The following is a 23,494-nucleotide window of genomic DNA, read 5'->3' as shown; positions in this document are numbered from 1 at the left end:
TGCGTCCACTCCGGGAAAGCCGCACCATTAACGGCTACTTCATCAGCCAGAATGTCTGCTTTATGGCCAGTTTTTCTTTACTGCTTACCGCAAGCCCTTTCCTCGGTGCCAGCCACCAACAAGCCCAGGATTTTGTCCGTGCCGCCCTGGCCCAGGGCCATCAAATTCATCGGGTATTTTTCTATCAGGATGCTGTGCTCTGTGGCAGCAATCGCATTCAGTCTCCGCAAGGGCAACAGGATATCGGCGAGCAGTGGCAACAACTCGCCAACACCGGACAATTCCCATTACAACTGTGCATCGCCAACAGTATTCGCCGCGGTCTGGTCGATCAGCAGGAAAGTGAACGGTACGATTTGCCCGGCGCAACGCTCCAACCCGGCTTTGAACTGACCGGCCTGGGTGAAATGGCCGACGCCTGCGCACAATCCGACCGCATCCTGGAGTTCTGATGTCATCGACCTCATACAATCTGATTATTATCAACTCAGCACCCGTGAGCGATGCGGAACCCATCGACATGGCTTTGGCGCTGGCGGCATTTGATCAGCCCACCACCCTGCTGTTTTCAGGCCCGGGGATATACTGGCTGATCAATCATCAGGCGGCGCGCAAGGCCGGGGGCAAATCCCCTTCGCGGCTGATTGCTGCCTTGCCCATGTACGAATGCGATGCCATCTATTACTCCAGCAGTGATCGGGATGCCTTGTGTCTGGCAGCGAAGCAACTATCCAGCCTGGCAAGTGCCGCATCAGACGACACCATCAAAACCCTGATCGCCTCCAGCCACCACTGCCTGAGTTTCTGATATGACCACGCTACACACCCTGAACCAGGCCAGCCCTGCAATACTGCAACGCCTGCTACGCTTTGCCAGCCCGCAGGATGGCCTGCTGTTAATCGGAGACGGCGTGTACTTGCTTGCACAAGACCTCGTCGCCTCAACAGCCATCCACCTTTATTATCGACACCAGGATTACGACCAGCGTGGCCTGAGCGATAACGACAGTCCGGTCAATAATCCGGTCAATGCCACCGCCGTGGACGACAATGCCTGGGTGCAACTCACCCTGACACACTCACGCACCGTGCACTGGAAATAGGAACGCGTCATGAGCAACGCTCTGTTACTGGACAAAGACGGCTTTCTGGTAAATCTGGACGATTGGAATCCGGCGGTTGCCAACCAGCTGGCGCAGACTGAAAACATCCAGCTCACCGCTGCACATTGGGAGATTCTGCAGCTATTGCGGCAATTCCATAACGAGTTTGACCTGTCCCCCGCCATGCGGCCGCTGACCAAATACATCAAAACCCATCTTGGTGCCGAACAAGCCAGCAGCATTTATTTACTCAAGCTGTTTCCTGGCAGTCCCGCCAAAATAGCCGCCAAAATAGCAGGGCTACCACGCCCGGAGAATTGCCTGTGACACAGACCCCAACAACCATCAGCCACACAAACAAACACCCTCTGGCTGACCTTGTCCGTATTCTGGCCCGCGGCAAAAATGCCAGCCGCAGCATGACCTTCGATGAAGCCCGCTTTACCATGGGTGAATTGATTGCCGGGCGCTTTGAGCCAGAACAGCTCGGTGCCATTCTAATGCTGCTACGGGTCAAGGAAGAAACAGCGGAAGAACTGGCAGGGTTCGCGGCAGCCATCAACGACCAGTGGCCAGCATCCACTGCAGATTCCCCTGCCTACGATCTGGTCTGGCCCAGTTACGCAGGCAAACGCCGCCAGCCATTCTGGTGTCTGCTATCAGCACTGCTGCTGGAGCAGATGGGCTACCGTATCCTGTTCCACGGCAGTACCGCCCATACCGAAGGCCGGGTATATCTGCACGAAGTATTTGAACAGCTGGACCTGGCAACATTGGCGCATACTGACCAGATCAATCATGGCCCCAGCCTGGCGTACCTGCCTTGCGAAGCGATCAACCCATTATTCCAGCGCTGGCTGTCACTCAAGGCCATTCTTGGGGTTCGCTCCCCCATCAATACCCTGCTAAAAACCATTGCCCCCCATGGCACCGCCAGCGTGCAAGGCATATTCCACCCCAGTTACGCCGTCACTCACGCCGGTGCCGCAGCAATTAATGGCAACGACATGCTGGTGATCAAGGGCGAAGGTGGGGAGTTTGAAGTCAACCCGGAACGTAGCTGCCGGGCGTATTACCATTTGAATGGCCAATCCGGTGAACTGGTAATACCCAACCAGCACAGTCATTTTGCCGACAAACCCGCAGGTATCGACAGCAACCTGCTCGTGCAGATGTGGCAAGGTGGCCTGAACAGTGAATACGCCCACCAGGCCGTGATTCATACTGCAGCACTGGCGCTGGTGGCGATCCGCAAACAGCCGGAGCAGCTGGAGGCGATTACCGCAGAATGCCAGGCGGCCTGGCAGGCACGGGACACTGGCCGTCTCAGCAAGTAAGGCAGGTATCATCCTTATAACTGGATAGCTGGGGCAGAATCAGCCAGGCCAGAGCCTCACTGTCACATGCAGCCACACCAGCAAGCGGTCTGATGCAGCGATTTATTCGCTGCGCCAGGCCAGTTTGCCGTGCAAACCAACAACACTACCAATGATCGTCAATGTTGGCGCATGCACTTCATTTGCTGCAATAAAATCCGGCATATCCGCCAATGTACTCACATGCACCTTTTGATCGGGCAAAGTACCTTTTTCAACCAGTGCAATCGGGGTTGACGCTGCCATGCCATGTTTAACCAGCTGACGACAGATCTCGGCAATACCACTCAGTCCCATATAAACCACCAATGTCTGATGCGGATGAATCAGCTCAGACCAAGGCAGATTGCAGCTACCATCACGCAAATGCCCGGTCACAAAGCGAACACTCTGGGCATGATCCCGGTGCGTCAGCGGAATACCGGCATACGCTGCGCAACCACTGGCAGCGGTAATACCCGGCACCACCTGAAATGGCACGCCGTATTGCGCCAGCAGCTCGATTTCCTCGCCACCACGACCAAAAATAAACGGATCGCCTCCTTTCAGACGCAAAACCCGCCGCCCCTTACGCGCTTCATCTGCCAAACGCTGGCTGATTTCTTCCTGTGGTACGGCATGATTGCTTTTGGCCTTGCCAACGTACACCCGTTCGGCGTCACTGGCGATCAATGCCATGACACCTGGCCCAACCAGTCGATCATAAAAAACCACATCCGCCGACTGAATCAGCCGTAAAGCCCGAAATGTCAGCAAGTCAGGGTCTCCTGGCCCAGCACCCACCAGATACACTTCCCCCATCGTCACAGTCTGGCCAGCGAGCAGCTGGTTCGCCAGCAACTGCGCCCGCTCCGGTTGTCGGGCCAACACCAGCTCAGGCACATTACTACGCATCACCTGACGCCAGAAAGCGGCTCGCAACGGCGCAGCCAGACGTTCCTTGACCTGATCACGCATCCGTTCGAGCATCTCACCCAACTGACGGTATTCTTGCGGCAAAAAAGCGTCCAGACGCTGGCGCATATGACGCGTCAAGGCAGGAGAGGCACCACGACTGGAAATCGCCACCAGCAGCGGTGACCGATCAATCACCGCCGGGAAGATAAAGTCGTTATCGTCCTGGCAATCCACCCGACAAACAAAACAACCCTGCTGACGTGCCGTTACCGCCAGCGTTGCATTCAGTGAATGGTTATCCGTTGCCAGCACGACAAAAGCACCGGCAACAAACACCTCTTGCTCCGTGGCTTCACGCGCTTCCAGCTGAATCGAACCTTGCTGTGCCAGGCGGGCGATATCCACCCCTGCCGATGGCGTAATAACCGTCACTGCCGCCCCAGCCTGAACCAGAGTGTGAACCTTGCGACCAGCGACCGCTCCGCCACCAACCACATAAAATGGCCGTATATCTCCCTTCAGTACCAGCGGCAGTGTCATCATGGCTTCAATACCTCAAGACCACCCATATAAGAACGCAACACCTCTGGCACTACCACGCTGCCATCGGCTTGTTGGTAGTTTTCCAGAACCGCCACCAATGCCCGCCCCACAGCCAGACCGGAACCATTCAGGGTATGCAGCAGTTCCGGCTTGCCGGTTTCCGGGTTACGCCAGCGCGCTTGCATACGACGCGCCTGATAATCCATAAAATTACTGCAAGAAGATATTTCCCGGTACTTGTCCTGCCCTGGCAGCCAGACTTCCAGGTCGTAGGTTTTGGCTGCGGAAAAGCCGAGATCACCACCACACAAAATAACTTTACGGTACGGCAATGCCAGTTTCTGCAGAATCGCTTCGGCGTGACCAGTAAGCTCTTCCAGGGCAGCCTCAGATTGTCCGGCCTGAACAAACTGCACCAATTCCACCTTGTCGAACTGATGCTGACGGATCATACCGCGGGTATCCCGGCCATAGCTGCCGGCCTCACTGCGGAAACACGGCGTATGCGCCACTTTCTTGAGGGGTAATTCACCGTCAAAAACAGTGTCGCGCAACAGGTTGGTCACGGGTACTTCGGCGGTCGGAATCAGATAGAAGTCCTTATCCCCCTGAGCATCCGGGATACGGAACAGATCCTCGGCAAACTTCGGCAGCTGGCCAGTCCCCTCAAGGGCACTCTTGTTCACCAGATACGGTACATAGGTTTCTTCATATCCATGCTCATCGGCGTGGGTATCAATCATAAACTGCGCCAACGCCCGGTGCAGGCGAGCGATCTTGCCACTCATGGCCACAAAACGGGAGCCGGCAAGAGCGGTACCGGCTTCAAAGTTCATGCCCAGCGGTTCACCCAGATCCACATGATCGCGGGCAGCAAAATCCAGTTTGACCGGCTGGCCCCAAGTCATGACCTCGACGTTGTCTTCTTCATCCTTGCCTGCTGGTACATCGGCATGCGGCACGTTGGGAATCGCCATCAGCCACTGATGCAATGCCTGTTCGGCTTCCTTGGCTTCGGTTTCAGCCAGCGAAATATCCGAATCGATGCCGCCCATTACCTGCTTTTTGGCTTCGTCCGGGGATACACCCTGCTTGATCAAGATACCAATTTCCCGGGATGCTTTTTTCTTCTCAGCCTGCAAGGATTGGGCGCGAGTCAGTGCGGATTTTCGACGCTCGTCCATGGATGAAAAGCTGGCCGCGTCAAATTGAACGCCTTTAATAGCCAGTGCTGCCGTTACAGATTCCAGGTTGTCGCGAATAAACTTGATGTCGAGCATGAGAATAAAGTCCGGATAATAAGAAGCGTATAAAGTGAATTCGGGGTACAGCTTTGATGTTGTCAATGTTTACGGCAAACAACGTTCACCATGCCTGATCAGCATGCGTGAGGTCATCCTTGCCATTTTGCCATTGTCAACTCATGCCACGCCGGTTCGAGAACAGGCCCGCCTGATGCACCCTTGGTAGTGAATTGTGATATTGACTACTGGTATGGCCCATACATTGCCATCATAAAGGCGCTTGCAAGCAGCCCTCAGGTCTCAGCCCTGGTTTTTCAACAAGGTACTGGCTAATGCCATGCCACTACCGGTTGCCAGCAAACAGCCAATAACAGAGATGCCTATGTAAGCCGCCGCAGCGCTATAGCGCTGCTGCTGCAACAACGACACACTTTCAAGCGAAAACGTTGAAAATGTGGTGAAGGCACCCAAAAACCCGACCATGGCCAGTTGCTTGTGGTGCTCTGCGCCCCACTGCTGCTGAACCAGAAAGACAAAGGCCATACCAATGACAAAGGAGCCTATCAGGTTCACTGACAGCGTGCCATACGGGAACGCCTTACCCATCCAACGGAATACGGAACTGGCCACCCAGTAGCGGAATAGTGCCCCAAAAGCACCACCCAGTCCGATCCACAACAGCGCCATAATCATTTTCCTTCGGGTTGCTTAGTCAGTCTGATCCGACTCATGATAAGGATACCGCGGAGTCGGCGACTGACGATTCAGTGCTTGCAAGTGTTCCAGCTTCTGACTGATCTTGCTCTCCAGCCCCCGCGCTACCGGATGATAGAAACGAGCATCCTTTAATTCTACCGGAAAATAGTTTTCACCGGCCGCAAATGCCCCCGGCTCATCATGGGCGTAACGATATTCGGCGCCATAATCGAGCTCTTTCATTAATTGGGTAGGTGCATTCCGCAAGTGTATCGGCACTTCATATCCCGGCTGGGAAGCAACCAGTGCCCGAACTTCGTTATACGCTTTGTACACTGCATTGCTTTTGGGAGCACAGGCCAGGTACACCACCGCTTGGGCCAGCGCCAGCTCTCCCTCCGGGCTGCCCAGTCGCTCCTGTGTATCCCAGGCATTCAGACACAACCCCAGCGCCCGCGGATCTGCATTACCCACATCTTCGCTGGCCATACGCACAATACGCCGGGCCAGATACAGAGGATCACAACCGCCGTCCAGCATACGCACCAACCAGTACAGCGCGGCATCCGGGTCGGAGCCACGCATCGATTTGTGCATCGCAGAAATCTGGTCATAAAAGGCTTCGCCACCTTTGTCAAAACGACGACCAGGCTGCGTCAACAATGCCTCGACCACCTCGGTAGTCAGCAGCTGACCGGCCGCCAGCTGCAGAGCAAATTCATAATTATTCAGTGCCCGACGAGCATCACCGTCCGCCACCAGAGCGATACGCGCCAGCGCTTCAGGTTCGGCCTCACCAGGCAACTCTCCGGCAGCCAGCAAGCGTTGCTCTGCCTGTTGTAAAACCGTCAGGATATCGTCCTGACCCAGGCTCCGCAGCACGTAGACCTGGGCTCGGGACAGCAAGGCGTTATTCAACTCAAACGATGGATTTTCAGTGGTCGCGCCGATAAACAACAAGGTGCCGTCTTCAACATGGGGCAAAAACGCATCTTGCTGCGATTTGTTAAACCGATGCACCTCATCGATAAACAAAACGGTCTTCAGACCCCGGGCGCGATACATACTGGCCTGTTCCACTGCCGCACGAATATCCTTGACCCCCGACATCACCGCACTTAAAGAAATAAAGCGGGCATCGACATACTGGGCCACCAGCCGCGCCAGGGTGGTTTTGCCCACCCCCGGCGGCCCCCAGAAAATCAGTGAGTGCAACTGCCCGGCATCCAGAGAGCGGCGCAAGGGAGCACCTGGCCCCACGACATGGGTCTGGCCAATATATTCTTGCAGACTGGTAGGGCGCATGCGGGATGCCAGCGGTTCATAACCCTCGGGCTGGCCGAACAGATCGTCTGAATCCTGCCCCATCAGAAATGGGTTCGGGCATCAATTACATCAACCCCGTCCGGCACATCAAACACAAAAGCCATCGGATCCAGGGTTTGATTACGGGCAATATCACTGAGCTGGATATCGGTCACTTGCCCGGTGGCATCTGCAATCGTCATCGACATCAGTTGATCCCCCTGATAAGCAAAATCCAGAAATTCAAACAGCTGGCTTTTATCGTGGGGAATCAGATGAAAAACACGCTGGCCATTTTTCTGAAACTGGCTCACCTCAAAATTACTGGCCACATCCTCCTGTCGTCCACCCAATAACAAGGCGGGCATGTCCTGCACTCGCAGTTCCAGATTACGAATGGTGACCTGATCCAGGTCCTGATCAAAAATCCAGACCAGTTCACCATCAGACACGACCAGCTGCTCATATGGTGGCCGGGTTTGCCAACGCAACTTGCCGGGGTTGGCAATCGCCAGGCGCCCTTCTGTCTGTTGCAGCGCCTGCCCTTGCTGGTCGCGGATAGTCTGGACAAAATCAGCTTCCAGGGTGGTGGTACCACCCAGGCGCTCAACAAAAGACGCCAGCGCAGCGTCATCTGCCATGGCCAGCAGAGGATGGAACAGGGTCGCAGCCAGTACGACAGACACCCCGACCAGCGGGCGAAAAAAATATTCAAGATACAAAAAAGACATCCTCATAATATGTTACGAATAAGCCATACGTGCCGCTCGGAGAGCATTGTATTTAAAACGGTCGCTCCGGTGCTGCCGCAGCCAACACTTCCCGACTGCCATTATGGGCTGGTGGACTCACTACCCCGGCGGCTTCCATGGCTTCGACCAGACGGGCAGCGCGGTTGTAGCCAATCCGCAATTTGCGCTGCACCCCTGAGGTGGAACATTTGCCTGACTCTGTTACAAAGGCAACGGCCTGATCAAACAGTTCATCCTGTTCGTCACCGCTTTCCCCTGTCGTCGCGGCCGTCAAGGATTCTTCCGACATCTGCGTAATCTCTTCCAGATAGTCCGGCTCACCACGCAGTTTCCATTCCGCCACAACCCGATGCACTTCATCATCATCCACAAAGGCCCCATGCACCCGATCCGGCAACGCCTGACCCGGTGGCATGTACAGCATATCACCGTGCCCGAGCAGCTGCTCTGCCCCGCCCTGATCAAGAATCGTACGAGAGTCGATGCGGGACGACACCTGAAATGCCATTCGGGTTGGCACGTTGGCCTTGATCAAGCCGGTAATCACATCGACCGATGGCCGCTGTGTGGCCAGAATCATATGAATCCCTGCCGCCCGGGCTTTCTGGGCGATACGGGCAATCAGCTCTTCGACTTTTTTGCCTACCATCATCATCATGTCGGCAAATTCGTCGATCACAATCACAATATATGGCAAAGGTTCCATGATTCTGGGAGTGGTATCGTACGACTGGGATATATCCCAGAGCGGATCCAGCAACGGCTCGCCAGCCTCGATCGCCTCCCGTGCTTTCTTGTTGTAGCTCGCCAGGTTACGAACCCCCATCGAGGCCATCAACTGATAACGACGTTCCATTTCTGCCACCGACCAACGCAAACCATTAGCGGCTTCTTTCATATCGGTAATTACGGGGGTCAACAGGTGCGGAATCCCTTCATAAACCGACAATTCGAGCATTTTCGGATCGACCATGATCAGCCGCAGCTCTTCGGGCGTCGACTTGAACAACAAGCTGAGGATCATGGCATTAATACCAACGGATTTACCTGAGCCTGTGGTACCCGCTACCAGCAAATGCGGCATTTTGGCCAGATCTGTCACCATCGCGTTACCGCCAATATCATGACCCAGGGCCAGTGTCAGCGGCGATGATGCATCATCAAAATCTTTCGATGACAGCACATCAGACAAGGCAACAATCGCCCGATTCTCATTCGGCACCTCAATACCCATAACGGACTTGCCTGGAATGACTTCCACCACCCGTACACTGATCATCGCCATGGAGCGGGCCAGATCCTTGGCCAGGTTGGTAATCTTGCTGGCTTTGACGCCAGGTGCCGGCTGGATTTCAAAACGGGTAATCACCGGGCCGGGAGCTACTCCGGTTACTGTGATCTTGACACCAAAATCAGCCAGCTTTTGTACCAGCAATCGGGACATATCCTGCAAGCGTTCATCCGAGAAGCCAAATGCCTGGTCCTTGCGGGGTGGGTCCAGCACCGCAATCGAAGGTAACGGTGACAGCTCTGGTTGAGGTTCGTTACCCGCCTGCAAATCACGCAAAGCGCGCTCGCTTACACCAGTGTCTTTCTTTTCCAATGGCTGAATCGGAATGGCTTTTTCTGCTGCAACAGCGGCAGGGCGACCAGGGTTTTGTCTGGCTGGGCGAGCAGATGGCCGTTTTGCTGCCGAAGAACCTGACGATGTATCTGGAACAGCCCCAGACACATAAGGCACACCACCATCAGGCATACCACTACCAGCCAACCTTTCAGGCTCCTGTCTTTCAGGTTTTTGTACAGGAGAGATCAACGGCTTGGCAGATCGAGGGTCAGATGGCTCGGATAATACCGGAGGTGATAAGGCATCGGCGGCAGAGTCGAGCACGGGCGCATCTTCTTCTGTGGCCAGGCGATCATCATCAGTCAGCCAGGGAATATCAGCGTCATCAGCAGACAAGTCTGTTTTGTTTTGTGTCTCTTGTACTACGGTCAAAGTCGGCGCTTCCGGGTTGACGGAAAACCCTGGCTCATCCAATTCATCTTCGTGGGGCGCTGGGAACACCCCCAGCAATGATTCATCTCCCAACACAGGTTCTGATCGCTGCCGAATACTGGCTCCTGCAGTAAATTCAGCCACATCCACAATATCGGCCTGATCATCGCCGTCTGTTATTCCGCTCTCGATACGAGAGTTGGATTGGCTGCCAGCCGTTGCCAGCAAGGACAAAGGTGACTCTGACTGGTTATTTTCCAGGCTTGCTTCAGAAGCCCTGAAGTTATCAAAGGCAATATCAGATGTTTCATTACCGGGTTGTTCGGCACTATTACTGACAGCCCTTCCAGCACTGGTCTGGCCGGGCAACCACGACAAAATGATTTCACCAATACGGTCAAACAATGCCAACCATGAAAACTCCAGGAACAACATCAACCCCAGCGCCAGCATCCCGATCAGGATCACCACCGATCCAGCAAACCCAAACAGCGGCGACAGATAGTTGAATACGCCCACGCCCAGCATGCCACCAGAGCCGACAGGCAAGGACTGGCCCGGCCAGATACTCAAATGTGCCAGAGCACACAAGGCCGACAGGGTCAGCAACATGCCCACACCTCGTAACAACCAGGTCAGCCCACTGGCCCGGTGAGGCTGACGGAACAACAAGCCGAGCTTCACCAGCAGGAAAGCAGGCAGGCCATAGGCCAGATAACCAAAACCGTGCAGCAGGATATCCGCCACTACAGCCCCTACTCTGCCCACCGCGTTATGTGCAGGCCCGGAACCACTGGCAGACCAGCCCTGATCGGCAGGAGAATAGCTCGACAAGGCCATCAACAGCAGCAAGCAGATCAGTGTCAACGACAAAAACAGGGCGTCCTGGCGTCGACTCCAGCCCGCGGTAACCTGCGCTCCGGAATTGACATCAACGGCATCGGCCATTTCCGGTGTATCCTTAGACAATTCAATATCCTGTGACATCAACAAAGACCTGAGTTTACCACGGCTAAAACATGATTGATTGGTTGGATGAATGCGCTGATCCGCAATTTCCGGATACAACAAACGCGCTCAAATACCCGGATGGACTACTGGCAGCAGGTGGAAATATAACCCCACCCTGGCTGTACTACGCCTACACCCGAGGCATCTTTCCCTGGCACGGAGAGGATGAACCTCGTCTCTGGTGGACACCCTCTCCCCGAGCAGTGATTTTGCCAGACACTTTCCGCATATCACGCACTATCCGCAAAGAGCTGAAACGCAGCCCACTGAGTTTTACCAGCAACCTGGCATTCAAACAGGTTATGACTGCCTGCGCGGAAGTCCATGCTGAGCAATCCGGCACCTGGATTCAACCAGAGATGATCGATGAGTACCATCGCCTGGCCAGTGCCGGGTTTGCTCTCAGTGTTGAATGCTGGAACGACCAGGGTGGGCTGGTGGGTGGTTTCTATGGCATTCGCATTGGCCAGGCTTTTTTTGGTGAGTCGATGTTTTCCCGTCAGTCCAACACCGCCAAGCTGGCGTTTGCCTGTGCCGCACCCCAGCTATTTGATAACGGTATAAAAATAATCGATTGCCAAATGCATACCGAGCACCTGGCCCGATTCGGTATCGTCAACCTGGATCGTCGATCATTCGAAAACCATCTGTTTCAAGCAACCAGCCACCAACCTACCCGGCCATTATTGCCAACCTGGCTTGACCATTCAGCCGCCACCAGCTCCGCCATGCCATCGGAGGTGCCACGATGACCCGCGTCATGCTACTCAAGCCACAGACCACTCACTCTTGTGGCTATTTGCCTCAACAGGAATCCGTCAGTCTGTATGTTGACCCCAACACACCGATGGACGACTTCCTGCTCAGCCAGCTGAACCTCAACGGTTTTCGGCGCAGCGGCCGCAGCCTTTATCGGCCCGATTGCCCAACCTGTAATGCCTGCACCTCGTTGCGTATTCCTGTTGACCGTTTCACCCCCAAGCGCCGCTTTCGCAAGGTATTAAAACGCCTCCAACACTGGCAACTCCATGTCGAAAAGCCATCCATGCGCTGGTATGCGGATTACGCCCACTACATCTATCAACGCCACGCTGATGGCAGCATGTATCCACCGTCGGAAGAGCAGTTTCAGGATTTCCTGATCCAGGGTTTTGACAATCATCGTTTTTTGGTAGCGACTGAGCAGGGACAATTCAGGGCATGCCTGGTATTTGATGTGCTGATGGATGGCTTATCGTCGGTTTATTGTTTTTACGATCCGGCACTCACACGGGAGTCACCAGGAACCTTTATGATTTTGCAGCTCACGCGCCTGACAGCGGCCTTGCAGCAACCTCACCATTATCTTGGTTATTGGGTGCCCGGCTGCTCCAAAATGGAATACAAAACGGACTTTCAACCATTGGAACAGTTTGTTAATGGCAATTGGTGCAGTTATTCGCCCGGATAACTTTGATTATTGGCAGGAATTAGGGCAGAATGCGCCCGCTCTGTATATTCTCTAAACAGGTGATGAATGGCGAAAGACGATCATATAGAAATGGAAGGTGAGGTGATAGACACTCTGCCTAATACCATGTTCCGCGTAAAACTTGAAAATGGTCACGTGGTTACGGCTCATATCTCTGGAAAGATGCGCAAGAACTATATCCGCATTCTGACTGGTGACAAGGTCAAGGTTGAGCTGACTCCCTACGACCTCAGTAAAGGCCGAATTACCTATCGCGCCCGCTAACCGGCTGTGATATCTGTGACCCCTACCTGACAGGTGGGGCCACAGACTACCAAATCACAGTCTGGTTACTGCCTTTTCAGGCAGAAACCTCTTCAGGTACCACAACGACCAGTTCGCCGTCCTCGACCTGAACCATCACATCCCCTCCACGTGCCAACTCCCCAAACAGAATTTTCTCTGCCAGTGGTTTTTTGACCTTCTCCTGCACCAGACGAGCCATCGGACGAGCACCCATTTTTTCGTCATAGCCATGCTCAGCCAACCATTGACGGGCATCGTCATCGATATGCAGCATCACACGTTTGTCGTCCAGTTGTCCCTGCAACTCAACCAGGAACTTGTCGACGACATTCAGAATGGTATCTCGACCCAGGGCTGCAAACTGTACCGTAGCATCCAGGCGGTTGCGGAATTCCGGAGTAAAGAATTTTTTCAATTCCTCAGCACCGTCAACCGTATGATCCTGATGTGTAAAGCCGATACTGGCTCGACTCATCCGCTCGGCACCGGCATTGGTAGTCATGATCAGAATCACGTTGCGGAAATCGGTCTTGCGACCGTTGTTATCCGTCAGCGTACCGTGATCCATAACCTGCAACAGAATGTTGAAGACTTCCGGATGTGCCTTTTCGATCTCATCCAGCAACAACACGCAATGCGGCGTTTTATTAACGGTTTCGGTCAACAAGCCACCCTGGTCGTAACCCACATAGCCAGGAGGCGCACCAATCAAGCGGGACACGGTATGACGCTCCATGTACTCCGACATATCAAAACGAATCAGTTCCATCCCCATGACGTTGGCCAACTGGCGCGACACTTCCGTTTTACCAACCCCCGTAGGGCCAGCAAACAGGAATGAACCAATGGGTTTTTGTGGTGCACTAAGCCCGGCACGAGACATCTTGATGGCCGTCGACAGTGTCTGAATGGCTTCATTTTGCCCAAACACCACCATTTCCAGCTTGTCTTCCAGCTTGAACAGCAGCTCTTTGTCATCGGCAGAGACGGTTTTTGGCGGAATACGGGCAATCGCGGCAATCACCTGCTCAATTTCGGCCACATTGATCTGTTTCTTGCGCCGACTGACGGGCATCAATTGCTGTAACGCTCCCACCTCGTCGATAACATCGATGGCCTTGTCCGGCATATTACGATCGGTAATATAGCGGTCTGACAGCTCTGCCGCAGCACGCAGTGCCTTGTCGGTGTATTTGACGTTGTGATGATCTTCAAACTTGGACTTCAGCCCCTTAAGAATCTTGTAGGTATCATCAACAGACGGTGCCGCCACGTCGATTTTCTGGAAACGACGGGTTAATGCACTGTCTTTTTCAAAGATTCCACGGAATTCAGTAAAGGTGGTTGAGCCAACACAGCGAATTTCACCAGAACTCAACATCGGTTTCAGCAGGTTACTGGCATCCATTACACCACCAGAAGCCGCTCCTGCGCCGATGATCGTGTGAATTTCATCGATAAACAAAATGCCATGAGGCTGGCGCTTCAGCTCGGCCAACAAGGCCTTGAGACGTTTCTCGAAGTCACCCCGATACTTGGTACCGGCCAACAATGCGCCCATATCCAGACTGTATACAACGGCATTGGCGATCACATCCGGCACTTCACCATCAACAATCCGCTTCGCCAGACCTTCTACAATCGCCGTTTTACCGACACCGGAATCCCCTACCAGCAATGGGTTGTTCTTGCGTCGACGCGACAGGATCTGGATCAGGCGACTGACTTCCTGATCACGGCCGATCAGTGGATCAATCTTGCCATCCCGGGCGACCTTGTTGAGATTGGTGGCGTAGCCTTCCAATGCATTACTGGCTGTTGGTTCGCCATCTTCATCGGTAACACCCGACGTACCGGTAGTACCGGATTCATCTTCCTGGCCCGACACTTTGGAAATGCCATGGGAGATGTAATTCACCACGTCAATACGGGCAATATTCTGTTGTTTGAGAAAATAAACGGCCTGGCTTTCCTGCTCGCTGAAGATGGCAACCAGTACGTTGGCACCGGTCACTTCCGCCTTGCCAGACGATTGCACATGAAATACAGCACGCTGCAGTACTCGTTGGAAGCCCAGGGTTGGCTGGGTCTCACGCTCGTCATCCGTGTCTGGAATCAGTGGTGTTGTCGCGTCCACAAAATCCGTCAACTCCTTGCGAATCCGTGGCACATCAGCACCACAGGCTCCCAATACGGCTGACGCAGCATCATTGTCGAGCAATGCCAACAACAAATGCTCTACGGTCATAAACTCATGCCGTTTTGAGCGAGCATCTTTAAAAGCCTCATTCAGAGTAAGCTCTAACTCTTTGTTCAGCATTGAATAGTCCCCCTAATCGTCAGCTGGTGCTACCTCGCACAGCAATGGATGCTGGCAATCTCTAGCGTATTGATTCACCAACTCAGCTTTAGTTTCAGCAACATCCCGAGTGTAGATGGCACATACTGCACTGCCTTTGGTATGAACTGTCAACATGATTTGTGTGGCCTGCTCCGGACTTCTGTTAAAAAACCGTTGCAGCACTTCGACCACAAATTCCATGGGCGTGTAATCGTCGTTCATCATAATCACACTGTACATAGAAGGTTTCTTGAGGGCAGGTTTGGTATTTTCAACCGCTACACCGCCTTCACGCTCATCCCCTGGCTGGTTGCTCATGTTTGATTCTAGTTGAGTTTTGGAAGTAAGGTACATAGCACTGATGATCTTGGAATTTGATTTCATGATACCTGTGCAAGCAAGGATGCTCTAGCGGCTTGACGCCCGACACGACCACCAGTACTGTATTGGCCCGCGTCGTAATAATTGTCACAGCAACATACTGACAACAAAACAAGGAGGTATTGCGATGAAGACCGGAACTGTCAAATGGTTCAACAACGCCAAGGGCTATGGATTTATCCTCACCGATGAAGACAACGAGGAGTTGTTCGCCCACTACTCCACCATCGTGATGGATGGTTATCGCACGCTCAAGGCCGGTCAGGCCGTACAATTCGACACCAAACCAAGCGATAAAGGCACTCACGCCATCAATATTCGCACTCTGGATGCAACAGCATCTCAAGCTGCCACCACAACGCCAGACACCACTCCAGGCACAATCTCTGAATCGGTTGCCACAGCGGTCTGCAGCAACGAGATGCCGGTGTCAGCCTGAGACGGCCTGGCATCAAAACAGAGACATACAGGCAAAGAGGACCATCTTCAATTTGTAATATTTAGCAAACTGAGTGTTCCATTTCAGGACAGAATAATTTCAAAACGCAGCAACCAGACATAAAAAAACCGCCTTTCGGCGGTTTTTTTATGCTCCGATCAATTACTTGGCCAGACCATCCACTATTTCGTTCAGTGTTGCACTAGGACGCATAATGGTTTTAACCAGCTCTTTGTCGACCTTGTAGTAACCACCAAGATCTACCGGTTTGCCCTGAACTGCCGCCAACTCAGCAACAATTTTGTCTTCGTTTTCAGCCATGGCGGCGTAAACCGGGGCAAAGATTTCTTTCAGCTCAGCGTCTTCATCCTGAGTGGATAACGCCTCAGCCCAGTACATGGCCAGGTAGAAATGACTACCACGGTTATCCAGACCGCCAACCTTACGAGCAGGCGACTTGTTTTCAACCAGGAATTTACCGGTTGCAGAATCCAGCGCTTTGGCCAATACATTGGCTTTAGGCAGATCAGCAAATTCAGACAGATGCTCCAGAGAGGCTGCCAGTGCCATAAACTCGCCCAGCGAATCCCAGCGCAGGTAGTTCTCGTTGATCAGCTGCTCAACGTGTTTTGGTGCGGAACCACCAGCACCGGTTTCAAACAGGCCACCACCGCTCATCAGCGGCACAATGGACAACATTTTGGCAGACGTACCCAGTTCCAGAATCGGGAACAGGTCAGTCAGGTAATCACGCAGAACATTACCGGTAACAGAAATGGTGTTTTCACCTTTCTTCATGCGTTCCAGCGAGAAGTGAGTCGCTTCCACTGGAGTCATGATACGAATATCCAAACCCTCGGTGTCGTGCTGCGGCAGGTAGGCATTTACCTTCTTGATCAGCTCAGCATCGTGGGCACGCTCAGGATCCAGCCAGAAGATGGTTGGCCAGCCAGTAGCGCGAGCACGGCTAACCGCCAGCTTCACCCAATCCTGAATCGGTGCATCCTTGGCCTGACACATACGCCAGATATCACCAGACTCAACCGCATGTTCCATCAACACAGTACCCGCGGCATCAGTGACGCGTACGGTACCAGCAGCAGGGATTTCAAAGGTTTTATCGTGTGAACCGTATTCTTCTGCTTTCTGGGCCATCAGCCCCACATTCGGTACGGTACCCATGGTGCGCGGATCAAAAGCACCGTTTTCACGACAGAAATCAATCGCTTCCTGATAGACACCGGCATAACAACGGTCTGGAATCATGGCCAGGGAATCATGCAGTTTGCCATCAGCGCCCCACATTTTACCGGAAGAACGGATCATCGCCGGCATGGATGCATCCACGATCACATCGTTTGGTACGTGCAGGTTGGTGATGCCCTTGTCCGAGTTCACCATAGCCAGGTCAGCACGGGCCTCATAAACAGCAGCGATATCCGCTTCAATCGCTTCACGCTCTGCATCTGGCAGGGATTTGATCTTGGCATACACATCGCCCAGACCATTTTTCACATCCACACCCAGTTTTTCGAAGGTGTCAGCGTATTTGGCAAATACGTCTTTGTAATACACCTCTACCGCGTGGCCAAACATGATCGGGTCAGATACCTTCATCATGGTGGCTTTCAGGTGCAAGGACAGCAGTACATCCTCTGCTTTCGCCTTTTCGGCTGCTTGCTCGTAGAATTCACGCAGCTTGGCAACGCTCATACTGGACCCGTCGATGACTTCATCAGCCAACAACGACAGCTTTTCTTTCAAGACAACGGTTTCGCCCGCTTCATTCACCAGCTCAATACGAACGTCGGTAGCAGCCGGCAAGGTAACGGATTTTTCACTGCCGTAAAAATCACCGTCTTCCATGAAAGCAACATTGGATTTGGATTCTTTGCTCCACTCACCCATGGAGTGTGGGTTGGCACGAGCATAAGCCTTGACAGATTCTGGAGCACGACGGTCAGAGTTACCTTCACGCAGCACCGGGTTAACTGCACTGCCTTTGACGCGGTCGTAACGGCTACGGATGTCTTTTTCTTCATCAGTCACCGGGTTAGCCGGATAGTCAGGCAGCTTGTAACCTTTGGATTGCAGTTCCTTAACGGTAGCTTCCAATTGAGGGATCGAAGCACTGATGTTCGGCAACTTGATGATGTTGGCTTCTGGTTGTTTCGCCAACTTACCCAAAAAGGCCAATTCATCCGCCTGGCGTTGCTCTTCGGTCAGGTATTCTGGAAACTGACAAATAATACGAGCTGCGAGAGAAATATCCCGAGTCTCTACATTGATACCAGTCTGCCCTGCAAAGGCTTTAACGATTGGGAGTAAGGAATAGGTCGCGAGAGCCGGAGCCTCGTCAGTGTCGGTGTAGATGATCGTAGGATTATTAATAGACATTCTTACTCCTGTTGTGTGAGCTGAAATTGCTATAGCGCTCGGATTTCCTGATAACCACTTGTGGTAGTTATGCTGAGGTAGAAACCCGCAGACAAATGATAAAACAAGTCAAGGGATTGCCTAGACTCGCTGAAACACCACCTACTCCGGTAGCATTTCGATCGTGAAAACGGCGCATAATTTGTAGTTTTTCTACAAAAAATGCAAGCTAGACTATTTAGTTAAGTAGTTTTCCTACAGAACAATGAGCTCATATGGCCCTGCTTATCCTTGTCAACAAACCTTTTAACGTCCTCTCCCAGTTTACCGATACTGAAGGACGAAAAACCCTAGCTACTTTAGTCGACATCCCAAAAGTCTACCCCGCGGGCCGTTTGGATTATGACTCCGAAGGCCTGCTTTTGCTTACTGACAACGGTCAACTCCAGGCCAGAATTGCTCATCCGGCACAAAAAATGGAGAAGACTTATTGGGTCCAGGTTGAAGGTATTCCTGATCAAAAAGCACTCGAACAACTACGCCAGGGCGTCACATTGAAAGACGGCCCGACACGCCCTGCCCAAGTGGCCAGGATTGCCGAACCCCGGCTCTGGCCAAGGCATCCGCCCATTCGCCAGCGCGCCAACGACGTCACCAGCTGGCTCGAAATACGCATCAAGGAAGGCCGTAACCGCCAGGTGCGACGCATGACAGCCCACATTGGCCACCCAACCTTGCGACTGGTCCGAACCGCCATCGGTAACTGGACTCTGAACAACCTGGCGCCCGGAGAGTTCCGGGTTGAAACCGTACATATGCCACAACCCCCTGAACGGCCCAAAAATAATCGCCGTACCGCTTCTGGCCGGACTTCCAGGGCGGGAAAATCCGCAGGAACACGCCGCCGATAACGATTAATCAGGAATAACTGTTTTTCCCGGACAATATTGGAAAAACAGCTACTTCCCTCCCCTCATTGGTCAGCTCAACGTCATTTTTGGGTTTTGCTGTCACTATCGTTTATTATTCTCTCTCGTTGTTATCTGGAGCCATCATGCCTAATCGCTGGACACCCCACGCTACCGTTGCCACCATTGTTGAGCAAGATCAACGTTTTCTGATGGTTGAAGAAATCAGCGCCGGAAAAACCGTGATCAACCAGCCCGCCGGGCATATTGAACAGCATGAAACCATTATCGATGCCGCCATCAGGGAAACCCTTGAAGAAAGCGGCTGGCAAGTCACCCCGACCGCACTGATTGGCCTTTACACCTACACCGCTCCGGCCAATGGCGTGACCTACCATCGCTACTGCTTCAGTGCCAAAGCCGACCGCTTTTTGCCAGACAGCCCGCTTGACGATGGCATCATTGGCCCCCGCTGGATGACCATTGAAGAATTACGCCACTGCCCCAATCTCCGTAGTGCCATGGTTCTGAGCTGCGTCGAAGACTACCTCAGTGGCAAACAATTCCCGTTAAACGCAATCGTTGAGCACCCGTAAGATGCCAAACCAGAACACCAAAGTCATCGTTGGCATGTCCGGCGGTGTTGACTCGTCCGTTTCCGCCTGGCTGTTACAGCAACAGGGGTATCAGGTCGAAGGCCTGTTTATGAAAAACTGGGACGAAGACGACGGCACCGAATACTGCACTGCCAAAGACGATCTCGCTGATGCCCAACAAGTCTGCGATGCGCTGGACATTCCCTTGCACCAGGCCAACTTTGCCGCCGAATACTGGGACAATGTCTTCGAATACTTCCTCGCGGAATACAAGGCTGGCCGCACCCCGAATCCAGACATCCTCTGCAACCGCGAAATCAAGTTCAAAGCCTTTCTGGAATACGCCAAAGTGCTGGGGGCTGACCTGATCGCCACCGGGCATTATGTTCGTCGACGCGACACTTCATCCGGCCAGACCGAGCTGCTCAAGGGGCTCGATCCCAACAAAGACCAGAGCTATTTTCTGCACGCGGTCGGCGGTGAAGAAATCGCCCAGACATTATTTCCCGTTGGCGAGCTGGAGAAACCTGAAGTCCGCAAGATTGCCGAAGCCAACGGACTGGTCACCGCCAACAAAAAAGACTCGACCGGCATCTGCTTTATCGGTGAACGGCGTTTTCGTGATTTTCTCAAACAATACCTGCCAGCCCAACCCGGCCGCATCAAAACCCCGGAAGGCGAAGACATTGGTGAGCACCAGGGGTTGATGTACCACACCCTGGGTCAACGCCAGGGACTGGGTATTGGCGGGCTGGCCAACCATCCGGACCAACCCTGGTTTGTCGCCGGCAAAGACCTGGAACATAACGTTCTGATTGCCGTACAGGGTAAAAACCACCCGCTGCTGTTTACCGACACACTCACCACCGGTGCTATTTTCTGGGTAAATCAGGAACCGGCCAAGTTACCCTTACACTGCACCGCCAAAGTCCGTTATCGCCAGAGTGACCAGCACTGCGTGATTGAACGACAAGACACCGTCGATGGTCAGACGGGCTACCGGGTGATTTTCGAACAGCCACAACGCGCCATCACACCGGGGCAATCGGTGGTTTTTTATCTGGATGACGTTTGCCTCGGCGGCGGCGTTATTGAAACCACCAGCAATCAACCATCCACTAATGACTCATCCGTCACAGCAGGGAACCAACATGACTGACCGCCGTCAGCAAGCCATTGCCATTGCCGCCGTCGTTCAGGCCGCCACTCTGGTAGAGCAGCTGGCTCGTACCGGAGATACCTCCATCAGCGATGCTACACCACTCCTGGCCAGTCTGTTTGAACAGAATCCGGAGTCATTTGATGACATCTACGGCGACCCCAGCCACAGCCTGCACCTCGGTATCAACACCCTGCAAACGCTGGCATCCGGCAAGGGAGACAGCCTCAGCCCCGACATCACCCGCTACACCGTCGCCATATTGCACCTGGAAAGCAAACTGCGCCGCAACCACGATATGATCGCAGCGCTCGGCAACGGCATCCAGCAAGCATCTCGCCAGGTGGATCACTTTTCCATCAGCCACGAAAACACCATTTCCGCTCTGGCCGAGCTCTACAAGCAAACCCTCAGCAACCTCAGCTTCCGCATTCATGTCACCGGTGACCCAATGCACCTGCAAAACGAACACACCGCCAACAAGGTACGGGCGCTGCTGTTATCTGGCATCCGGGCAGCCATCCTTTGGCGCCAGGTAGGAGGACGCCGCTGGCATCTGCTACTGCGCCGTAAACAATACCTCAACGCCCTGGCGCAATTATCACGACCGGGCAACAGCGAATGAGGACACTGAATCGCCGCTTCAGCACCGCCCCGATGATGGACTGGTCCGATCGTCATTGCCGTTATTTCTGGCGCCACCTGTCCAGACAAGCACTGTTGTACACCGAGATGGTTACTACCGGCGCCCTGATTCATGGCAACCGTGAGCGTTTTTTACAGTACAACGACATCGAGCACCCGATTGCCTTGCAATTGGGCGGCAGTAATCCGGACGAGCTGGCCCAATGCGCTCGTTTTGCTGAAGACTGGGGTTACGATGAAGTGAACCTGAATGTCGGCTGCCCCAGCGACCGGGTACAGAACAACATGATTGGCGCTTGCCTGATGGGTCATCCGCAACTGGTCGCCGACTGCGTCAAGGCCATGCAAGACCACTGCTCCATTCCGGTCACAGTCAAACACCGAATCGGTATCGACGATCAGGACAGCTATGACCATATGCGCGACTTTGTCGCCACCGTCGCCGAAGCAGGCTGTGAGGTGTTTATTGTGCACGCCCGCAAAGCGGTTTTGCAGGGGCTTTCCCCCAAGGAAAACCGCGAAGTGCCGCCACTGAAATACGACTATGTTTATCGCCTGAAGCAGGAATTTCCGCATCTGGATATTCTGTTAAACGGCGGTTTGAAAACCCACGACGAGTCGTTACAGAGCCTGCAACATATCGATGGTGTCATGATTGGCCGGGAGGCTTACCAGAACCCTGGCATTTTGCTGGACGTTGACCGCTTGTATTTCGACACAACACCCGACAGCACCGGCCCGATGTCAAAAGCGGACATTATTCGCAGCCTCTACCCGTATATTGAAGAGCAACTCAGCCTCGGCGCCACATTAAGCCATATCAGCCGCCACACACTGGGGCTGTTCAATGCCCAGAAAGGTGCTCGTTTATATCGCCGACATCTTAGTGAAAATGCCTACAAAAAAGGCTCTGGACCGGAAGTCATGGAGCAAGCTCTCGCCTTTGTCGAGCAGACATAAACAGGCAACCACAAAAGCCACCAACAGCTGCAGTGCAGCATTCGTCGGTGGCTTGGCAGTCGAAGGTGAATTTATTGTAAAAGACTACATGCAGCTGACAGCCATCGACTCAAGGCTTGTCGAGCAATTCGCTCCGGTATGCCCGGGCACTGCTCAATGTCTTGATATTCTTGATATTAGTAAATCCCATACCATCCAGGGTATCGGCAGCAATACTGGCGCGACGCCCGGAACGACAGTACAGCACAACCTGATCATCTTTCTGCAGCTGCAACTGGCCTATTTTTTCGGCTATTTGCTGAAAAGGAATATGGGCAGCACCGGTGAGATGATCCTGCTGATATTCTTCATCAGTACGCACATCCACAAAAATAGTGTCCGCCATCGTCAATGTTGATCCCAATACCAACAGCACCGCCAACCAGAGTTTTTCCATGATAATTTCTGTCCCGAACAGGTCATATTTGGCTTTCGACCATAACGACAAAGCCAGAAAAAATAAAGATTGACAGGCATTTAATACCCTCTAATACCTTCAACCCAGTCACAAATAGCGTTTATGCAACACCATCAGGCAACATCGCACACGGTGATTCCTGACAGGCATCCGGCAGAGACCACGCTGAAATCCATGCAGTCAATGGCGATTGATTCACCGGCAGAAAGCCGTTATCAGGCAAGCTGTCGCGGCAAACCCTAATTATAGAGTGCTCAACTATGATAGACTGGGGCGCTGACAGGATGCCCAACGGCCCACGGATGAGGCAAAGCAGACCGGAAAAACAACCACATCAGTAACAGCAGACATCGCAATGTTCGCATTGGTTATCCGGTGTTTAACAACCGAACCAAGGTTCATTGACAGAGCCTGGCCCCATCCAGACTGAACAGGAATCGACATGACCAAACCCAATTCTCGACTTCAGGCGCATCGTGCTCTTCGAACCCCTAGCCTGCCTGCCCCTCGTTTTGGCCCTCGCCAGCCGACCAACAAAGCAAGCTCCGTG

Annotated in this window: 24 protein-coding genes; 14 read left to right on the top strand and 10 right to left on the bottom strand. The window is 53.3% G+C overall.

From position 1 onward, the window contains the following. The first annotated feature begins 62 nt into the window (after positions 1 to 62). Genes tusD through Q4551_RS02170 form a run of 5 tightly spaced genes read left to right on the top strand, consistent with a single transcriptional unit; the run spans position 63 to position 2,440 of the window. The gene (tusD, locus tag Q4551_RS02190; RefSeq protein WP_303431540.1) at positions 63 to 452 is read left to right on the top strand and encodes a sulfurtransferase complex subunit TusD; all 390 of its coding nucleotides are present in this window, start codon (positions 63 to 65) and stop codon (positions 450 to 452) included. Next, positions 452 to 808 (top strand): DsrE family protein, encoded by a 357-nt coding sequence (locus Q4551_RS02185; RefSeq protein ID WP_303431539.1) that lies wholly within the window; start codon positions 452 to 454, stop codon positions 806 to 808. Before tusD ends, Q4551_RS02185 begins: the two co-directional genes overlap by 1 nt. A 1-nt stretch (position 809) precedes the next feature. Further along, positions 810 to 1,103: a DsrH/TusB family sulfur relay protein gene (locus Q4551_RS02180; RefSeq protein ID WP_303431538.1), complete on the top strand. Its 294-nt coding sequence runs from the start codon at positions 810 to 812 to the stop codon at positions 1,101 to 1,103. 9 nt (positions 1,104 to 1,112) lie between these two features. Further along, complete coding sequence (locus tag Q4551_RS02175) at positions 1,113 to 1,430, top strand: TusE/DsrC/DsvC family sulfur relay protein (RefSeq protein WP_303431537.1); 318 nt, start codon at positions 1,113 to 1,115, stop codon at positions 1,428 to 1,430. Beyond that, positions 1,427 to 2,440: a glycosyl transferase family protein gene (locus Q4551_RS02170; RefSeq protein ID WP_303431536.1), complete on the top strand. Its 1,014-nt coding sequence runs from the start codon at positions 1,427 to 1,429 to the stop codon at positions 2,438 to 2,440. The genes Q4551_RS02175 and Q4551_RS02170 overlap by 4 nt, the downstream gene beginning before the upstream one ends. Positions 2,441 to 2,542: 102 nt before the next feature. On the opposite strand, the gene cysG is transcribed toward Q4551_RS02170, so the two are convergent. From cysG to Q4551_RS02140, 6 genes are all read right to left on the bottom strand, one after another. Continuing rightward, positions 2,543 to 3,919 carry a siroheme synthase CysG gene (gene cysG, locus Q4551_RS02165; RefSeq protein WP_303431535.1) on the bottom strand — a complete coding sequence of 459 codons (1,377 nt, stop codon included), beginning with the start codon at positions 3,917 to 3,919 and terminating at the stop codon, positions 2,543 to 2,545. Further along, positions 3,916 to 5,199 (bottom strand): serine--tRNA ligase, encoded by a 1,284-nt coding sequence (gene serS / locus Q4551_RS02160; protein ID WP_303431534.1) that lies wholly within the window; start codon positions 5,197 to 5,199, stop codon positions 3,916 to 3,918. Before serS ends, cysG begins: the two co-directional genes overlap by 4 nt. A 264-nt stretch (positions 5,200 to 5,463) precedes the next feature. Beyond that, the gene (gene crcB, locus Q4551_RS02155) at positions 5,464 to 5,850 is read right to left on the bottom strand and encodes a fluoride efflux transporter CrcB (RefSeq protein ID WP_303431533.1); all 387 of its coding nucleotides are present in this window, start codon (positions 5,848 to 5,850) and stop codon (positions 5,464 to 5,466) included. A 21-nt stretch (positions 5,851 to 5,871) separates the two neighbouring features. Next, positions 5,872 to 7,164 carry a replication-associated recombination protein A gene (locus Q4551_RS02150; RefSeq protein ID WP_368501353.1) on the bottom strand — a complete coding sequence of 431 codons (1,293 nt, stop codon included), beginning with the start codon at positions 7,162 to 7,164 and terminating at the stop codon, positions 5,872 to 5,874. A gap of 62 nt (positions 7,165 to 7,226) precedes the next feature. Further along, positions 7,227 to 7,886 carry an outer membrane lipoprotein chaperone LolA gene (lolA, locus tag Q4551_RS02145; protein WP_303431530.1) on the bottom strand — a complete coding sequence of 220 codons (660 nt, stop codon included), beginning with the start codon at positions 7,884 to 7,886 and terminating at the stop codon, positions 7,227 to 7,229. Between the two features lie 61 nt (positions 7,887 to 7,947). Continuing rightward, a complete protein-coding gene (locus Q4551_RS02140; RefSeq protein ID WP_303431528.1) occupies positions 7,948 to 10,884 on the bottom strand; it encodes a DNA translocase FtsK in 2,937 nt (978 codons plus the stop codon). A 50-nt stretch (positions 10,885 to 10,934) separates the two neighbouring features. On the opposite strand from Q4551_RS02140, the gene aat reads away from it, so the two are divergent. The 3 genes from aat to infA all read left to right on the top strand — a co-directional run bounded on the left by aat (position 10,935) and on the right by infA (position 12,661). Further along, positions 10,935 to 11,678, top strand: coding sequence for a leucyl/phenylalanyl-tRNA--protein transferase (aat, locus tag Q4551_RS02135; RefSeq protein WP_303431527.1), 744 nt, complete (start codon positions 10,935 to 10,937; stop codon positions 11,676 to 11,678). Continuing rightward, complete coding sequence (locus Q4551_RS02130) at positions 11,675 to 12,376, top strand: arginyltransferase (RefSeq protein WP_303431526.1); 702 nt, start codon at positions 11,675 to 11,677, stop codon at positions 12,374 to 12,376. Before aat ends, Q4551_RS02130 begins: the two co-directional genes overlap by 4 nt. Before the next feature lie 66 nt (positions 12,377 to 12,442). Beyond that, entirely contained in the window at positions 12,443 to 12,661 is a 219-nt protein-coding gene (gene infA, locus Q4551_RS02125) for a translation initiation factor IF-1 (RefSeq protein ID WP_028292799.1), read from the top strand. A 76-nt stretch (positions 12,662 to 12,737) separates the two neighbouring features. Here infA and clpA read toward each other — a convergent pair whose 3' ends face one another. Then, on the bottom strand, positions 12,738 to 15,002 hold the full coding sequence (gene clpA / locus Q4551_RS02120) for an ATP-dependent Clp protease ATP-binding subunit ClpA (protein ID WP_303431520.1): 2,265 nt from the start codon (positions 15,000 to 15,002) through the stop codon (positions 12,738 to 12,740). 12 nt (positions 15,003 to 15,014) lie between these two features. Next, the gene (gene clpS / locus Q4551_RS02115; RefSeq protein WP_303431718.1) at positions 15,015 to 15,377 is read right to left on the bottom strand and encodes an ATP-dependent Clp protease adapter ClpS; all 363 of its coding nucleotides are present in this window, start codon (positions 15,375 to 15,377) and stop codon (positions 15,015 to 15,017) included. A gap of 154 nt (positions 15,378 to 15,531) precedes the next feature. Between clpS and Q4551_RS02110 the strand changes: the two genes are divergently transcribed. Then, complete coding sequence (locus Q4551_RS02110) at positions 15,532 to 15,843, top strand: cold shock domain-containing protein (RefSeq protein WP_303431518.1); 312 nt, start codon at positions 15,532 to 15,534, stop codon at positions 15,841 to 15,843. Positions 15,844 to 16,005: 162 nt separating this feature from the next. On the opposite strand, the gene Q4551_RS02105 is transcribed toward Q4551_RS02110, so the two are convergent. Beyond that, positions 16,006 to 18,240, bottom strand: coding sequence for an NADP-dependent isocitrate dehydrogenase (locus Q4551_RS02105; protein ID WP_303431517.1), 2,235 nt, complete (start codon positions 18,238 to 18,240; stop codon positions 16,006 to 16,008). Between the two features lie 254 nt (positions 18,241 to 18,494). Here Q4551_RS02105 and Q4551_RS02100 point away from each other — a divergent pair, with 254 nt between their 5' ends. The 5 genes from Q4551_RS02100 (at position 18,495) to dusA (ending at position 22,487) form a co-directional block, all read left to right on the top strand. Next, positions 18,495 to 19,130, top strand: coding sequence for a pseudouridine synthase (locus tag Q4551_RS02100; RefSeq protein ID WP_303431516.1), 636 nt, complete (start codon positions 18,495 to 18,497; stop codon positions 19,128 to 19,130). Between the two features lie 143 nt (positions 19,131 to 19,273). Beyond that, complete coding sequence (locus tag Q4551_RS02095; protein WP_303431515.1) at positions 19,274 to 19,723, top strand: NUDIX hydrolase; 450 nt, start codon at positions 19,274 to 19,276, stop codon at positions 19,721 to 19,723. Between the two features lies 1 nt (position 19,724). Then, positions 19,725 to 20,882: a tRNA 2-thiouridine(34) synthase MnmA gene (mnmA, locus tag Q4551_RS02090; RefSeq protein WP_303431514.1), complete on the top strand. Its 1,158-nt coding sequence runs from the start codon at positions 19,725 to 19,727 to the stop codon at positions 20,880 to 20,882. Continuing rightward, positions 20,875 to 21,507 carry a high frequency lysogenization protein HflD gene (gene hflD, locus Q4551_RS02085; RefSeq protein ID WP_303431513.1) on the top strand — a complete coding sequence of 211 codons (633 nt, stop codon included), beginning with the start codon at positions 20,875 to 20,877 and terminating at the stop codon, positions 21,505 to 21,507. Before mnmA ends, hflD begins: the two co-directional genes overlap by 8 nt. Then, positions 21,504 to 22,487, top strand: coding sequence for a tRNA dihydrouridine(20/20a) synthase DusA (gene dusA, locus Q4551_RS02080; protein ID WP_303431512.1), 984 nt, complete (start codon positions 21,504 to 21,506; stop codon positions 22,485 to 22,487). Before hflD ends, dusA begins: the two co-directional genes overlap by 4 nt. Before the next feature lie 109 nt (positions 22,488 to 22,596). Here dusA and Q4551_RS02075 read toward each other — a convergent pair whose 3' ends face one another. Continuing rightward, the gene (locus Q4551_RS02075; protein ID WP_303431511.1) at positions 22,597 to 22,923 is read right to left on the bottom strand and encodes a rhodanese-like domain-containing protein; all 327 of its coding nucleotides are present in this window, start codon (positions 22,921 to 22,923) and stop codon (positions 22,597 to 22,599) included. Between the last annotated feature and the right edge of the window lie 571 nt (positions 22,924 to 23,494).

Source organism: Oceanobacter sp. 5_MG-2023, assembly GCF_030548165.1.
Taxonomy (GTDB): domain Bacteria; phylum Pseudomonadota; class Gammaproteobacteria; order Pseudomonadales; family Oceanobacteraceae; genus Oceanobacter.
The sequence above is the reverse complement of the archived record's forward strand: the minus strand, read 5'-3'. Positions and strand labels throughout refer to the sequence as shown.

Excerpts from the sequence above, each read along its gene's own strand:
- tusD (WP_303431540.1), top strand. The coding sequence starts at position 63 with ATGGCCAGTTTTTCTTTACTGCTTACCGCAAGCCCTTTCCTCGGTGCC.
- Q4551_RS02185 (WP_303431539.1), top strand. The coding sequence starts at position 452 with ATGTCATCGACCTCATACAATCTGATTATTATCAACTCAGCACCCGTG.
- Q4551_RS02180 (WP_303431538.1), top strand. The coding sequence starts at position 810 with ATGACCACGCTACACACCCTGAACCAGGCCAGCCCTGCAATACTGCAA.
- Q4551_RS02175 (WP_303431537.1), top strand. The coding sequence starts at position 1,113 with ATGAGCAACGCTCTGTTACTGGACAAAGACGGCTTTCTGGTAAATCTG.
- cysG (WP_303431535.1), bottom strand. The coding sequence starts at position 3,919 with ATGATGACACTGCCGCTGGTACTGAAGGGAGATATACGGCCATTTTAT.
- serS (WP_303431534.1), bottom strand. The coding sequence starts at position 5,199 with ATGCTCGACATCAAGTTTATTCGCGACAACCTGGAATCTGTAACGGCA.
- crcB (WP_303431533.1), bottom strand. The coding sequence starts at position 5,850 with ATGGCGCTGTTGTGGATCGGACTGGGTGGTGCTTTTGGGGCACTATTC.
- Q4551_RS02150 (WP_368501353.1), bottom strand. The coding sequence starts at position 7,164 with ATGCGCCCTACCAGTCTGCAAGAATATATTGGCCAGACCCATGTCGTG.
- aat (WP_303431527.1), top strand. The coding sequence starts at position 10,935 with ATGATTGATTGGTTGGATGAATGCGCTGATCCGCAATTTCCGGATACA.
- Q4551_RS02130 (WP_303431526.1), top strand. The coding sequence starts at position 11,675 with ATGACCCGCGTCATGCTACTCAAGCCACAGACCACTCACTCTTGTGGC.
- infA (WP_028292799.1), top strand. The coding sequence starts at position 12,443 with ATGGCGAAAGACGATCATATAGAAATGGAAGGTGAGGTGATAGACACT.
- clpA (WP_303431520.1), bottom strand. The coding sequence starts at position 15,002 with ATGCTGAACAAAGAGTTAGAGCTTACTCTGAATGAGGCTTTTAAAGAT.
- clpS (WP_303431718.1), bottom strand. The coding sequence starts at position 15,377 with ATGTACCTTACTTCCAAAACTCAACTAGAATCAAACATGAGCAACCAG.
- Q4551_RS02110 (WP_303431518.1), top strand. The coding sequence starts at position 15,532 with ATGAAGACCGGAACTGTCAAATGGTTCAACAACGCCAAGGGCTATGGA.
- Q4551_RS02105 (WP_303431517.1), bottom strand. The coding sequence starts at position 18,240 with ATGTCTATTAATAATCCTACGATCATCTACACCGACACTGACGAGGCT.
- Q4551_RS02100 (WP_303431516.1), top strand. The coding sequence starts at position 18,495 with ATGGCCCTGCTTATCCTTGTCAACAAACCTTTTAACGTCCTCTCCCAG.
- Q4551_RS02095 (WP_303431515.1), top strand. The coding sequence starts at position 19,274 with ATGCCTAATCGCTGGACACCCCACGCTACCGTTGCCACCATTGTTGAG.
- mnmA (WP_303431514.1), top strand. The coding sequence starts at position 19,725 with ATGCCAAACCAGAACACCAAAGTCATCGTTGGCATGTCCGGCGGTGTT.
- hflD (WP_303431513.1), top strand. The coding sequence starts at position 20,875 with ATGACTGACCGCCGTCAGCAAGCCATTGCCATTGCCGCCGTCGTTCAG.
- dusA (WP_303431512.1), top strand. The coding sequence starts at position 21,504 with ATGAGGACACTGAATCGCCGCTTCAGCACCGCCCCGATGATGGACTGG.
- Q4551_RS02075 (WP_303431511.1), bottom strand. The coding sequence starts at position 22,923 with ATGGAAAAACTCTGGTTGGCGGTGCTGTTGGTATTGGGATCAACATTG.